At 68.7% G+C, this 13,569-nt stretch carries 15 protein-coding genes; 6 read left to right on the top strand and 9 right to left on the bottom strand.

What is annotated here, in order from left to right:
- Positions 1-20: 20 nt before the first annotated feature.
- The 8 genes from G6N14_RS12360 to G6N14_RS12325 all read right to left on the bottom strand — a co-directional run bounded on the left by G6N14_RS12360 (position 21) and on the right by G6N14_RS12325 (position 7,862).
- The gene (locus G6N14_RS12360; RefSeq protein WP_085134315.1) at positions 21-1,811 is read right to left on the bottom strand and encodes an acetyl/propionyl/methylcrotonyl-CoA carboxylase subunit alpha; all 1,791 of its coding nucleotides are present in this window, start codon (positions 1,809-1,811) and stop codon (positions 21-23) included.
- A gap of 92 nt (positions 1,812-1,903) precedes the next feature.
- Positions 1,904-2,320, bottom strand: a complete 417-nt coding sequence (locus G6N14_RS12355; RefSeq protein WP_085134314.1) for a SufE family protein — start codon at positions 2,318-2,320, stop codon at positions 1,904-1,906.
- On the bottom strand, positions 2,320-3,222 hold the full coding sequence (locus tag G6N14_RS12350; RefSeq protein WP_085134313.1) for a sulfurtransferase: 903 nt from the start codon (positions 3,220-3,222) through the stop codon (positions 2,320-2,322). The genes G6N14_RS12355 and G6N14_RS12350 overlap by 1 nt, the downstream gene beginning before the upstream one ends.
- A gap of 88 nt (positions 3,223-3,310) precedes the next feature.
- Entirely contained in the window at positions 3,311-4,150 is an 840-nt protein-coding gene (locus tag G6N14_RS12345; RefSeq protein ID WP_085134312.1) for a putative endonuclease domain-containing protein, read from the bottom strand.
- An 80-nt stretch (positions 4,151-4,230) separates the two neighbouring features.
- Complete coding sequence (locus G6N14_RS12340; protein ID WP_085134311.1) at positions 4,231-4,878, bottom strand: Maf family protein; 648 nt, start codon at positions 4,876-4,878, stop codon at positions 4,231-4,233.
- An 18-nt stretch (positions 4,879-4,896) separates the two neighbouring features.
- Positions 4,897-5,157, bottom strand: coding sequence for an acyl-CoA carboxylase subunit epsilon (locus G6N14_RS12335; protein WP_085134310.1), 261 nt, complete (start codon positions 5,155-5,157; stop codon positions 4,897-4,899).
- Positions 5,154-6,806, bottom strand: a complete 1,653-nt coding sequence (locus G6N14_RS12330; RefSeq protein WP_085134309.1) for an acyl-CoA carboxylase subunit beta — start codon at positions 6,804-6,806, stop codon at positions 5,154-5,156. Before G6N14_RS12330 ends, G6N14_RS12335 begins: the two co-directional genes overlap by 4 nt.
- 48 nt (positions 6,807-6,854) lie before the next feature.
- Positions 6,855-7,862: an alpha/beta hydrolase gene (locus G6N14_RS12325; protein WP_085134308.1), complete on the bottom strand. Its 1,008-nt coding sequence runs from the start codon at positions 7,860-7,862 to the stop codon at positions 6,855-6,857.
- A gap of 86 nt (positions 7,863-7,948) precedes the next feature.
- Between G6N14_RS12325 and G6N14_RS12320 the strand changes: the two genes are divergently transcribed.
- Positions 7,949-8,761, top strand: a complete 813-nt coding sequence (locus G6N14_RS12320) for a biotin--[acetyl-CoA-carboxylase] ligase (RefSeq protein WP_085134307.1) — start codon at positions 7,949-7,951, stop codon at positions 8,759-8,761.
- 8 nt (positions 8,762-8,769) lie between these two features.
- Entirely contained in the window at positions 8,770-9,282 is a 513-nt protein-coding gene (locus G6N14_RS12315) for a PH domain-containing protein (protein WP_085134306.1), read from the top strand.
- Here the strand turns inward: G6N14_RS12315 and G6N14_RS12310 are convergent.
- The gene (locus tag G6N14_RS12310) at positions 9,243-9,890 is read right to left on the bottom strand and encodes a GtrA family protein (RefSeq protein WP_085134305.1); all 648 of its coding nucleotides are present in this window, start codon (positions 9,888-9,890) and stop codon (positions 9,243-9,245) included. The genes G6N14_RS12315 and G6N14_RS12310 overlap by 40 nt on opposite strands.
- Positions 9,891-10,107: 217 nt before the next feature.
- On the opposite strand from G6N14_RS12310, the gene G6N14_RS12305 reads away from it, so the two are divergent.
- The 4 genes from G6N14_RS12305 to G6N14_RS12290 are packed head-to-tail and all read left to right on the top strand — an operon-like array spanning position 10,108 to position 13,555.
- Positions 10,108-11,274 (top strand): 5-(carboxyamino)imidazole ribonucleotide synthase, encoded by a 1,167-nt coding sequence (locus tag G6N14_RS12305; protein WP_234808807.1) that lies wholly within the window; start codon positions 10,108-10,110, stop codon positions 11,272-11,274.
- A complete protein-coding gene (purE, locus tag G6N14_RS12300) occupies positions 11,267-11,782 on the top strand; it encodes a 5-(carboxyamino)imidazole ribonucleotide mutase (RefSeq protein ID WP_085134303.1) in 516 nt (171 codons plus the stop codon). Before G6N14_RS12305 ends, purE begins: the two co-directional genes overlap by 8 nt.
- A 14-nt stretch (positions 11,783-11,796) precedes the next feature.
- The gene (locus G6N14_RS12295) at positions 11,797-12,966 is read left to right on the top strand and encodes an acyl-CoA dehydrogenase (protein WP_085134302.1); all 1,170 of its coding nucleotides are present in this window, start codon (positions 11,797-11,799) and stop codon (positions 12,964-12,966) included.
- 4 nt (positions 12,967-12,970) lie between these two features.
- Positions 12,971-13,555 (top strand): maleylpyruvate isomerase N-terminal domain-containing protein, encoded by a 585-nt coding sequence (locus tag G6N14_RS12290; RefSeq protein WP_085134301.1) that lies wholly within the window; start codon positions 12,971-12,973, stop codon positions 13,553-13,555.
- Positions 13,556-13,569 lie beyond the last annotated feature (14 nt).

Genomic DNA, 13,569 nt, shown 5'->3' with positions numbered 1-13,569 from the left:
CGTCGGACGGCGGAGACCGGTTACTTGATCTCGCAGAGCACGGTGCCCTGCGTGATGGCCGATCCGGCCTCGGCCGACAGGCCCGTGATGGTGCCGTCCTTGTGCGCGGTGACCGGGTTCTCCATCTTCATCGCCTCGAGAACCACGACCAGGTCACCGGCGGCGACCTCCTGGCCCTCCTCGACGGCAACCTTCACCACGGTGCCCTGCATCGGGGCGGTCACCGCGTCACCGGACACCGCCGCGCCGCCGTGCGCGCCACGCTTGCGCGGCTTGGGCTTCTTGCGAATGGCTCCACCGGCCGCGCCGCCGCCGCCCAGGGCCAGATCGCCGGGCAGTGACACCTCCACGCGCCGGCCGCCGACCTCGACAACCACCTTCTGCCGCGGCTGGGCGTCGTCCTCGTCGAGGGGCTCACCGCCGTTGAAGGGCTCGATGGTGTTCTCGAACTCGGTCTCGATCCAGCGGGTGTGCACCGAGAAGCCGCTCTCGTCGCCGACGAACGCCGGGTCGCGAACCACCACCCGGTCGAAGGGGATGACGGTCGCCAGCCCCTCCACGTGAAACTCGTCCAGCGCGCGCCGGGCGCGCTCCAGGGCCTCGGTGCGGGTCGCGCCGGTGACGATCAGCTTTGCCAGCATCGAGTCGAACTGGCCGCCGATCACCGAGCCGGTCTCCACGCCCGAGTCCATCCGGATGCCGGGGCCGGTCGGCGGGTCGAAACGGGTGACCGGGCCGGGGGCGGGCAGGAAGCCACGACCGGCGTCCTCGCCGTTGATGCGGAACTCGATCGAGTGGCCGCGCGGCTCGGGGTCTTCGGTGATGTCCAGCTTCTCGCCGTTTGCGATGCGGAACTGCTCACGCACCAGGTCGATACCCGAGGTCTCCTCGGTGACGGGGTGTTCCACCTGCAGACGGGTGTTGACCTCCAGGAAGCTGATCAGCCCGTCCTGGCCGACCAGGTACTCCACGGTGCCGGCGCCGTAGTAGCCGGCCTCCTTGCAGATCCGCTTGGCGGACTCGTGGATCTCCTTGCGCTGCGCGTCGGTCAGGAAAGGCGCCGGGGCCTCCTCGACGAGCTTCTGGAAGCGGCGTTGCAGCGAGCAGTCGCGGGTGCCCGCGACCACCACGTTGCCGTGCTGGTCGGCGATCACCTGCGCCTCGACGTGGCGCGGCTTGTCCAGGTAGCGCTCCACGAAGCACTCGCCGCGACCGAAGGCCGCAATCGCCTCTCGGGTGGCCGATTCGAACAGCTCGGGAATCTCCTCGATGGTGCGCGCCACCTTCATGCCGCGACCGCCGCCGCCGAACGCGGCCTTGATCGCCACCGGGACGCCGTACTCCTCGGCGAAGGCGACGACCTCGTCGGCGTCCTTGACCGGGTCCGGGGTGCCGGGCACCAGCGGCGCCTTGGCGCGGGCGGCGATGTGCCGCGCGGTGACCTTGTCACCGAGGTCGCGAATCGACTGCGGGCTCGGCCCGATCCAGATCAGCCCGGCGTCGATCACGGCCTGCGCGAAGTCGGCGTTCTCCGAGAGGAAGCCGTAGCCCGGGTGGATGGCGTTGGCACCCGACTGGGCCGCGGCGTCCAGGATCTTCTCGAAGACCAGGTAGGACTCCGCGGAGGTCTGACCGCCGAGCGCGAACGCCTCGTCGGCGAGCCGGACGTGCGGGGCGTCGGCGTCGGGTTCGGCGTACACGGCCACGCTGGCCAATCCGGCGTCGCGCGCGGCGCGGATCACCCGGACTGCGATCTCTCCGCGGTTGGCGACGAGCACCTTGGAGATCTTCGAGCTGGCATGGTTCGCCACTGGCCCTCCTGATGGCATGTTTAAGAAACGTCTTTAAGAATGTAACTTCACAGCAGTGTAAAGCGCGACCACCCAACCTGTTCCAGGTGCCCCTACGCGGCGCGCAAATGCCGCTTGATGCGCGTCAACATGGCCGACATTCCGCGCAGTCGCAACGGGCTGATCAGGGCCGCCAGGCCCAGCCGGGAGGCGAAATCCTCCGGCACGGCCAGGATGACGTCGGCCGGCTGCCCGTCGAGGCCCGCCGCCCAGATCGAGGCGAAGCCGCGCGTCGTCGGCGCCTCGGGGGGCGCGCTGAAGTACAGCCGCACCCGTTGCGGGTCGGCGCCATCGACATGCAGGAACAACGGCGACTGGCACTCCGGTACCGGTTCCATGGCCGACTCGGCCAGGTCATCGGGCAGATCGGGCAGCTCGTCGGCGAATTCCAGCAGCAGCCGCAGTTTGTCCTGGCCTTCGACCTCGGCGAAGTCGGAGACCACCTGCGCCAATGCCTCCGGCAGACTCATCAGCCGGCTGCGGCTGCTGGCAGTGCTCCGGGCTCCGGTCCGTCGACGATGGGCACGCGAACGGTGTTACCCCATTCGGTCCACGAGCCGTCGTAGTTGCGGACCCCCTCCATGCCCAGCAGGTGGGTCAGCACGAACCAGGTGTGGCTGGAGCGTTCACCGATGCGGCAGTACGCGATCGGCTTGTCGTCGGGCTCGAGGAAGGAGTACAGCTGCTCGAGTTCCTCGCGCTTGCGGAATCGGCCGGCATCGTCGGCGGCCTTGCTCCATGGGACCGACACCGCGGTGGGGATGTGGCCGCCGCGCAGCACACCCTCCTCCGGGTATTCCGGCATGTGGGTGCGCTCGCCGGTGTACTCCTGCGGCGAGCGGACGTCGATCAGCGGCACCCGGCCGAGGTGGGCCAGCACGTCGTCCTTGTAGGCCCGGATGGGAGCGTCGTTGCGGGTCACGACGGGATAGCCGGTCGACTGTTTCGACGGCACGTCGAGGGTGGTCTCGCGGCCCGAGGAGACCCACAGGTCGCGCCCCCCGTCGAGCAGCCGGACGTCTTCGTGACCGAACAGGGTGAACACCCACAACGCGTAGGCGGCCCACCAGTTGGACTTGTCGCCGTAGATGACCACGGTGTCGTCACGAGAGATGCCCTTGCGGTTCATCAGGTCGGCGAACTGCTCACCGGTGATGTAGTCGCGGACCGGGGAATCGTTGAGATCGGTGACCCAGTCGATCTTGACCGCGGTCGGGATGTGGCCGATGTCGTAGAGCAACACGTCCTCGTCGGACTCCACCACGACGAGGCCCGGCCTGCCCAGATTGCCCGCGAGCCAATCGGCTGTGACCAGGCGTTCGGGGTGGGCGTAGGACTGCAGGGCGGGCGTGGGATCGGCAGGAACTGGCACGATGCCGAGCCTACCGCGTTGCTTTGCTCTGGCCAGCGCACCGAGTGTGAACTGGGGGCGGAAATCAGGCGGGAATCCCGCCTCCAGTTCACACTCGGCGGGCTCGTGCTTCCCCCACCCGACCGACGATTCCGCCGACGGTGTCGTCCTTGGTGATGCGCACGTCAATCCAGCCCATCTCGGCCAGCGCCTCGGCACGACGAATGTCGTGGTTGAACTGCCTGGCGCTCAGACGGTGATGGTCGCCCTCGTAGTCGACGCCGACTTTGATCTCCTCCCAACCCATGTCGACGACCGCGATCAGCGTGCGGTATGCGCCGTAGACCGGGATCTGGGTGCTGGGCCGGGGGAAGCCGGCTCTGATCAGCAGCAGGCGCAGCCAGGTTTCCCTGGGCGACTCGGCCCCCGGATCGACCAGGCCGATGGCGGCACGCGCGTTCCGGATGCCCCGATGCCCCGGGTGGCGCTGGGCGAACAGTTCGATGTCGGCCACCGTCAACCTGGTCGAGCGGGCCAGCGCGTCGATCGTGGCGACGGCCGCATCCAGCCGGTAGCGCGACGCGATGTCGAACGCGGTGCGCAGTGGCGTCGTCACCGGTATGCCGCCGACCGCCGTGACCTCGTAGTCGGCGAGTTCGTCAGCCCACGTCCGGATGCCCGGCGGCGGACGGCGGTTGGCGTAGTGCAGCTCGGCCGGGTAACCCGCGTCGAGCCACTTCGCGCCGTGCAGCGCCGCCGCCGAGCGGCCGGCGGGCGCGGCGCGCCGTCGCGACCACAGCCAGGCGGCCTGTGCACGGTTCACCGGCGTGAGGGGCTTGCCCGCGGGCAGGTACACGCCCGGACAGACGACGCGGTGCCGGCTGCGGAGTGCGTGCCGGGTCAAGCGCCCGGCTGCGAGGGCCTCGCCGCCGAGGAAGGGCTCGTCCATGACGAGAGCCTGCCGAACAGCACCGACAGTGCACCGAGTGTGAAGTGGTGGCGGAATCCGGCGGGAATCCCGCCCGGAGTTCACGCTCGGCGAGCGGGGTTGGTCGCCCACAGCTCCGCGACCGAGAGACCGGCGTGACGCAACAGCCGGCGCACCATCGGCAGGCTGATGCCGATGACGCTGGAGGGATCCCCGTCGACACCGTCGACGAACCAGCCCCCCAGACCGTCCAGGGTGAATCCGCCGGCCACCCGCAACGGCTCCCCGCTGGCCAGGTAGGCCTCCAGGTCGTCGTCGTCGGGGCGACCGAATCGCACGGTGGTGACGGCGGTTTCGGTGATCTGATGGGTGATCGCGTTGTCGCGCAGCCGGATCAGGCTATGGCCGGTGTGCAGCTGGCCGGACTTACCGGCCATCGCGCGCCAGCGGGTGCGGGCCTGCTCTATCGTCGGCGGCTTGCCGCACAGATTGCCGTCGATGTAGAGCATCGAATCGCAGCCGATCACAACGCAATCGGCGCTTACCGGGGGCTGCAGAACGGCAGCCACCTGCTCGGCTTTGGCGGCGGCCAGGGCGCCGGTGACGGCAGCCGGGCCGGCATCCTCGGGCAGACCTGCCATGACGGCGTCCTCGTCGACACCGGAGACCACCACCAGGGGGTCGATTCCGGCGCCGCGCAGGACGGCCAGCCGACCGGAGGAGGCCGAACCCAGGACCAGGCGCGTCACCGGTGTGTCACCGACACATCACCGGCGCATGTGGGTGCGTTCCAGCAGAGTGATCCGCTGCCAGCTGAACACCGGCATCCGCAGCTTGTCGACGGGGTGTCCCCACATATTGCGGTCCTGGGCAGCAGGCTCGGCAGCGCCGCCGCCGGCCGCACCCAGCACCGCGACCAGCACCGCGATGTCCTCGTCGGTGGGGTTGCCCCGCAGCACCTTGATGTGCGGCTCGGCGGCGGTGGGGACTTCGGAAGTCTCGGTGACTTCGCTGGCGTCGTCGCTCACAGCGGAATGTTCCCGTGCTTCTTGGGCGGCAACTGGACGATCTTGCGTTCCAGCAGCCGCAGCGATGTGGCGATGTAGCCGCGGGTGTGCGACGGCGGGATCACCGCGTCGACGTAGCCCCGCTCAGCGGCGACGTAGGGGTTCACCAGCGTGTCTTCGTACTCCTGCTGCAACTGCAACCGGAGCGCATCGACATCGTCGCCGCTCTTTGCGGCTTCGTTGAGCTGCTGGCGGTAGACGAACCCGACGGCGCCGGAGGCGCCCATGACCGCGATCTGGGCCGTCGGCCAGGCGACGTTGACGTCGGCGCCCATCTCCTTGGAACCCATCACGCAGTAGGCGCCGCCGTAGGCCTTGCGGGTGATGACGGTGATCTTGGCGACCGTGGCCTCGCCGTAGGCGTAGAGCAGCTTGGCGCCGCGCCGGATGATGCCGTTGTACTCCTGCTCGGTACCGGGCAGGAAGCCGGGCACATCGACCAGCAGCACGATCGGGATGTTGAAGCAGTCGCAGGTCCGGATGAACCGCGCAGCCTTCTCCGAGGCGTTGATGTCCAGGCAGCCGGCGAACTGGGTCGGCTGGTTGGCCACGATGCCCACGGTCCGACCCTCGATGCGGCCGAAGCCGACGATGATGTTCTGGGCGTAACCGGCCTGGACCTCGAGGAACTCGTCGTCGTCGAGAATCCGGGTGATGACCTCGTGCATGTCGTACGGCTGGTTCGGCGAGTCCGGAATCAGCGTGTCGAGTTCGAGGTCCTCGGCAGTGAGGTTGTCCTCGATGGAGCCCTCGGGCGCCGGTACCGGGAAGTGCGGTGGGTCGGCGTAGTTGTTCGGGGGCAGGTAGCTCAGCAGGTCGCGGACGTAGTCCAGCGCGTCCTGCTCGCCGGAGGCGACATAGTGCGCGGTGCCGGACTTGCCCATGTGGGTGTGGGCGCCGCCCAGCTCCTCCTGGGTGACCTCCTCACCGGTGACGGTCTTGATCACGTCCGGGCCGGTGATGAACATCTGGGAGGTCTGGTCGACCATCACGATGAAGTCGGTCAGCGCGGGGGAGTAGACGTGGCCACCGGCTGCCGCGCCCATGATCAGCGAGATCTGCGGGATGACCCCCGAGGCCAGGATGTTGTTGCGGAAGATCTTGCTGTACAGACCCAGCGAGACCACACCCTCCTGGATGCGGGCGCCGGCGCCGTCGTTGATCCCGATCAGCGGCCGGCCGGTCTTCATGGCCAGCTCCTGGACCTTGACGATCTTCTCGCCGTAGACCTCGCCGAGGCTGCCGCCGAACACGGTGGCGTCCTGGCTGAAGATGCAGACCTCGCGGCCGTCGATGGTGCCGTAGCCGGTGACCACGCCGTCGCCGAGCGGGCGCTTGTCGGCCAGGCCGAAATTGGTGCTGCGGTGGCGGGCCAGCGCGTCGAGCTCGACGAATGAGCCCTCGTCAAGCAATGCGTAGACCCGCTCCCGAGCGGTCAGCTTGCCCTTGGCATGCACCTTCTCGACCGCGGCCTCACCGACCGGGTGCAGGGTCTCTTCGGTCCGACGCTTGAGATCGGCGAGCTTGCCCGCGGTGGTGTGGATGTCGACGACATGCTCGGCTTGTGCCTCTACGAGGGGTTCACCGGCGTGCTCAGTAACACTGGTCATAAGAAACGATCTTAATCGCGGGCCATCGGACCGCCCGACCGGACCCGCCTAGGCAAAGAGCCCGTCGGGGGCGCCGGCTTCTCGGGCCGGTAGCGAGGGCTCGATGTCCGGCCGCCGCTGCGCCGGGCCGCGGGTGACTTCCTTGACGAAGTCGCCGATGTAGCCGATGGCCCGGCGTCCCTCAGGCAGCACGTCGGCGGCCAGCGGGAAGTCGTGCACCTGGCCTTCCCACAGGTGCAGGTCGCAACGTACCCCCGCGGCATCCAGGCGCTGCGCCATCACCTCGGCGTCGGGAAGCAGCAGTTCGTCCATGCTGGCGTGGATGGTGACCGGCGGCAGCGCCGACAGGTCGGCGTCGATCGGCGACATCGCCCGCGCACGCAGCAGGTAACGGGTGAACGCCGTGAGTGCCTCGCACGGAAACATGGCACAGCGCTGGGCATTGCGGTGCGCCAGCTTGGCGGTCGGGTCCGCGTCGGTGAACGGTGAGACGGTCGCCACGCCCGCTGGAGTCAACAGCTGCGTCTGTACGGCGGTCAGAGCGGTCAGGAATGCGAGATAGCCACCGGCGGAGTCCCCGGCCACCACGATCTGTTCCGGGTCGTAGCCCTGCCGCAATAACCAGCGCAAGCCGTTGAGGCCGTCATCGATCGCGTCGGCGATCCGGTGTTGCGGAAGCATCCGGTAGCCGACGTTGAGCACAGTGGCGTCCGCCGCTCTCGACAATCGGGCCACCAGCGTGCGATGGGTGTTGAGTCCGCAGGTCAAGAACGCGCCCCCGTGCAGATACAGGATGGCCCGCTGGTCGGAGGCGTCCTGGGCGCGAACCTGCTCAGCGGCGCAGTGACCGAGGCTGAAGCGCTCCACTCGTGCTGAGGGTGGACGCGGCACCACCCCGGCCAGTCGGTCCACCGATGCGAGCGGCCACCCCAGATCCGGCTGCAGCGCCCATACGCGCACCAGATTCTTCACCACAAACCGGCTGGCCAGCGACACCGCGACCGACTGGGCGCTGTGACGGTGGTGAACACGCCGCGTCGAACCCCTGGTGACCATACGATCACCTCCTCCACCTGGCCGCTTACCCGCGAACCGGGCGTTTCAACCGGTGTGGCCGGGGAGCCGGTGGCTAAGCTGGCCAAATGAGTTCTCCGCCCCGGCCGCCGCTGGACGCGACCGTGCTGCGGGCGGCGCTGACCACGCCCAACGGCCCGTGGCGTGTCGTGGATGTCGTCGGCAGCACGGGTTCCACCAACGCCGATCTGTTGGCGCGCGCGGCCGCCGGGGAAGACATCGACGGGGCCGTGCTGCTGGCTGAGCACCAGACCGCCGGTCGTGGTCGGCACGGCCGGCACTGGAGCACCCCGGCGCACAGCCAGCTCGCGCTGTCGGTGGGCGTGGCCGCGGACACTGTGCCCACATCCGGCTGGGGGTGGCTGCCCCTGGCCACCGGGGTTGCGGTGGCCGATGCCATCGCCGACCTCGCGGGCCTGCGCGTCGGTCTCAAGTGGCCCAACGACGTCATCGTGGGGGAGGGCAAGCTGGCCGGCATCCTCGCCGAGGTGGCCGCGCCCCAGCAGCTGATCGTGGTGGGTCTCGGACTCAACGTGACCATGACGGCGCAGGAGGCGCCGGAGCCGACGGCGGTGTCGCTGGCCATGCTCGGTTCCCCGGTAGTCGATCGAAATATCTTGGCCACCAAGGTCCTTCGTAAGCTGGCGGATCGGATCGCGGCCTGGCGCGCGGCCGGTGGCGCCGACGACGCGCTGCTGTCGGATTACCGGCGGCACAGCTGCACGCTGGGCGCCAAGGTGCGCGCCGACATACCCGGTGGCCGGCGCGTGGAGGGACTGGCCGAATCCATTGATGACACGGGGCGCCTGGTCATCGACACCGGCGAGCGCACCGTCACCGTCTCTGCCGGCGACGTCACCCGGCTGCGGCCCAACGAATAGGGCTGCCAGTGGGTTATCCGGAAAGCGTGCTCGCCGCCGATGAGCACGTGGTGTTGCACCGGCACCCGCACGTCAAGCGCCTGGTTGCGCCGGTGCTGGTGCTGCTGCTGGCCACGGCCTGCGCGGCGTTCGCCGCCGGTCTGATCAACCCGCTGGCCTGGGATCCGACCGCCAAGAACGTCGTGTTCGCGGTGATCTGGGCGATCTGGCTGGTGGTGGTCGGTTGGCTGACGCTCTGGCCCTTCTTGAGCTGGCTGACCACGCATTTCGTGGTCACCGACCGGCGGGTGATGTTCCGGCACGGGTTGCTGACCCGCAGCGGCATCGATATCGCGCTGGCGCGGATCAACAGTGTGGAGTTCGTCCACGGGTTCATCGACCGGATCCTGCGGACCGGCACGCTGATCATCGAGTCGGCGTCACAGGAGCCGTTGGAGTTCTATGACATTCCGCGCGTGGAGCAGGTGCACACGCTGCTCTATCACGAAGTCTTCGACAGGCCGTCCGTCGGCGGTCGATGACGGGCCGGGCGCCTGAACAAGGTCACCACGCCGGTGTCCCCGCTGGCCTCCAGCGAGTCCTCGATCGCCTCGGCGAGCGCGCCGGTCTGCAGCGTGGCGTCCAGCGCGGCATCGGAGCTGCGGGCGAACTCGTCGGGAAAGACCCAGCGGCGAAATGCCCAGAACCGGAACGCCATCTGCAGCAGGTTGCCGATGATGTAGGCCGAGACGAAGTCTGACAGGTTCTCGACGGTCAACGACACCATGGGCGCCCGCAGCCCGAGTACGTAGCTGGAGAACCACAACGGGGCCATGGACAGCAGCACCCCGACCCCGCTGACCCCGAAGAAGAGCAGTGCCTCGTGGTGGCGCTCCCGGCCACCCCGGTCTTTGAAGCTCCACTCGCGGTTGAGGATGTAGGAGGCGATCACCGCGACGATCCCCGAGATGACCTTGGCCGTGACCGGCTTGGGCGACAGGATGGTCAGCTTGAGGGTGTAGAACAACGCGGAGTCGATGACGAATGTGGTCGCGCCGACGATGGCGAACTTGATCAGCTCATGATGGCGTTCGGCCAGCGGACGGATCACCCGCGGCAGGCGGGCGATGGTGGCGTCGGTAAAAGACACAGGTTGCCAGTGTACGGACTCGGCACCCTTCGCACCTAACGACTGCGTCACGACCCTGGGGCCCAGGCGGCGACCCGTCCCCCGCAAACGGGAGGTGCCCCCAGCGCGCGGCTGCGCCGCACTTGCGATCGCTGCGTGCGGGCGTGACACGATATTGACCGTGCCGAACGCCGCAACCACCCCGACGTCATCGGATGGCCGCCGCCCCCTGGTCGCCATGGTGGGCGGTGGTCAGCTGGCGCGGATGACCCATCAGGCAGCGATAGCGCTCGGACAGCGGTTGCGGGTGCTGGCGGCCGCTCCCGACGAGCCGGCAGCCCAAGTCACCCCGGACGTCGTACTGGGCTCCCACACCGACCTCGACGACCTGCGCCGCGCTGCTGACGGGGCCACCGTGCTCACCTTCGACCACGAGCACGTCCCAGGCGAACTGCTGGACCGGCTGGTCGCCGAAGGGGTCAACGTCGCACCGCCCCCGGCTGCTCTGCGGCACGCCCAGGACAAGCTGGTGATGCGCCGCAGACTGGCGGAGTTGGGGGCGCCGGTGCCCCGGTTCGCCGCGATCGAGACCACCGAAGACCTCGAGCGTTTCGCGGAGCTGACCGGTGGGCCGATGGTGGTGAAGGCGGCCCGGGGCGGTTATGACGGCCGTGGGGTTTCCCTGGTCGACGACCTGCCTCAGGCCCGGGCGGTGGTCGCCGACTATCTGGCGGCCGGAGTGCCGGTGCTGGCCGAGGAACGCGTGGTGATGCGCCGTGAACTCTCCGCGCTGGTGGCCCGCTCACCGTTCGGCCAGGGCGCGGCCTGGCCGGTGGTCGAGACCGTGCAGGAAGACGGAATCTGCGTGACGGTGATCGCGCCCGCCCCCGAACTCTCGGACGAGACAGCCGCTGGCGCCCAACAACTGGCGCTGCGGCTGGCCGATGAGTTGGGCGTCGTCGGCGTGCTGGCCGTTGAGCTGTTCGAGACCGTCGACGGTCAGTTGCTGGTCAACGAGCTGGCGATGCGGCCGCACAACTCAGGGCACTGGACCATGGACGGGGCGGCCACCGGCCAGTTCGAGCAGCATCTTCGCGCGGTATTGGACTATCCGCTCGGGGCCACCACGCCGATCGCCCCGCTGACCGTGATGGCCAACGTGCTGGGCGCCGCCCAAACCCCGTCGATGTCGATGGACGAGCGGCTGCACCATCTTTTCGCGCGCTATCCCGAAGCCCGGGTCCACCTCTACGGCAAGGGCGAACGGCCCGGTCGCAAGATCGGCCATATCAACCTGCTCGGTCGTGACACGACGGACGCGGTGACGCTGCGCGAGCGGGCCGAAAGCGCGGCACACTGGTTGTCGCACGGGGAATGGAGCGATGGATGGAATCCGCATGAGTGAGCACAGGCCCGGTCCCCGGGTCGGCGTCATCATGGGCAGTGACAGCGACTGGTCGGTGATGGAGGACGCGGCGATGGCGCTCGCCGAGTTCGACGTCCCGTTCGAGGTCGGGGTGGTCTCGGCGCACCGCACACCGCAGCGGATGTTCGACTACGCGCGCGACGCCGCGGGACGCGGCATCGAGGTGATCATCGCCGGGGCGGGCGGCGCCGCGCACCTGCCCGGGATGGTGGCCTCGGCCACACCGCTGCCGGTGATCGGGGTGCCGGTCCCGCTGGCGCGCCTGGACGGGCTGGATTCTTTGCTGTCGATCGTGCAGATGCCGGCGGGTGTACCCGTGGCCACCGTGTCCATCGGTGGTGGGCGTAACGCAGGTTTGCTGGCGGTGCGCATTCTGGGCTCTGCCGACGCGGCGCTGCGGGCGCGCATGGTGGCCTATCAAGACCAGTTGGCCCAGAGCGTGCTTGCGAAGGACGCGATGCTTCAAGGTAAAGTTACCGGCGAGTAGCTTAGGAGGCTGTCATGTCTGGGTGGGCCGGAGATCCGTCGTTCGACCTGTTCAAACTCCCGCAGGAGCATGACGAACTACGGGCGGCGATTCGGGCGCTGGCGGAGAAGGAGATCGCTCCGTACGCCAAAGAGGTCGACGAGCAGGCCCGGTTCCCCGACGAGGCGCTGGCCGCGCTGAACGCATCGGGTTTCAACGCGGTGCACGTGCCGGAGGCCTACGGCGGCCAGGGCGCGGACTCGGTCGCGGCCTGCATCGTGATCGAAGAGGTGGCCCGGGTATGCGCCTCGTCGTCGCTGATACCGGCGGTGAACAAGCTCGGCACCATGGGGCTGATCCTGGCCGGCTCCGAAGAGCTCAAGGCGCAGGTGCTGCCGGCGCTCGCCGCCGGCGAGGTGATGGCCTCCTACGCGCTGTCCGAGCGCGAAGCGGGCAGTGACGCCGCGGCGATGCGCACGCGCGCCAAGGCCGACGGCGACGACTGGATCCTCAACGGGTCGAAGTGCTGGATCACCAACGGCGGCAAGTCCAGCTGGTACACCGTGATGGCCGTGACCGATCCGGATCTGGACGCCAACGGGATTTCGGCGTTCATGGTGCACATCGACGACGAGGGTTTCACCATCGGGCCCAAGGAGCACAAGCTCGGCATCAAGGGGTCGCCGACCACGGAGCTCTATTTCGAGAACTGTCGGATTCCGGGGGACCGGATCATCGGCGAGCCGGGAACCGGGTTCAAAACGGCGCTGCGCACCCTGGACCACACCCGCCCGACGATCGGCGCCCAGGCGGTGGGTATCGCCCAGGGCGCGCTGGACGCGGCGATCGAGTACACCAAGGACCGCAAGCAGTTCGGCAAGAACATCAGCACCTTTCAGGGTGTCCAGTTCATGCTGGCCGACATGGCGATGAAGCTCGAAGCGGCCCGCCTGATGGTGTACTCGGCCGCGGCGCGCGCCGAGCGGGGCGAGACCGGTCTGGGTTTCATCTCGGCGGCCAGCAAGTGTTTTGCCTCCGACGTTGCCATGGAGGTCACCACGGACGCGGTGCAGTTGTTCGGCGGCGCGGGTTACACCACCGACTTCCCGGTCGAGCGGATGATGCGTGACGCCAAGATCACCCAGATCTACGAGGGCACCAACCAGATTCAGCGCGTCGTGATGAGCCGGCACCTCCTGCGCTGACATCGTGAGCTCCCGAATCGAGATCGCCCGACACGCTCGGCACGCGTTCGTCGACACGGTTGACGGGCTCACCGACGCCGAATTCGACCACGGCACCACCTTGTGCACCGACTGGTCGCCGCGCGATGTGCTGTCGCACCTGATCGGTACGGCGGAGATCGGCCGCTACCTGCGTGCCCCGTGGCGGCTGCACAGGATCAACGCTGAGGCCGTGGCCGCCGGACGCCGGCGCAGGCGAGCGGAGTTGATCGCCGCCGGCCGCCGCTGGGCGCAGGTGCCGGACCGGGCGCTGGCCGGCCTGCTGCTGGGCGACGTGGCGATGCATCACCAGGATGTGCTGCGGGGCCTGGGCCGTACCCGGACGATCCCGCCCGTAGAAGAGGCCGCCATCCTTGCCGAGGGTGTGAGCCTGACCGTGCAGAAGCTGCAGCCGACCTTGCTGCGCTACCGGGTCGAGCCCACCAATGGGATCGGCCGGCCCCGGGGCCGGGGGCGCGTCGTCCGCGGCACCGCGGAGGCGCTGGGGATGTGGCTGGGGGGCCGCAACGTAGCCGATGTGCAGATCGAAGGCGTTCGCCTTCAGCAGTGATAAGCCCACTGCGC

This window comes from Mycolicibacter hiberniae (genome assembly GCF_010729485.1).
Lineage (GTDB): Bacteria > Actinomycetota > Actinomycetes > Mycobacteriales > Mycobacteriaceae > Mycobacterium > Mycobacterium hiberniae.
The sequence above is the reverse complement of the archived record's forward strand: the minus strand, read 5'-3'. Positions and strand labels throughout refer to the sequence as shown.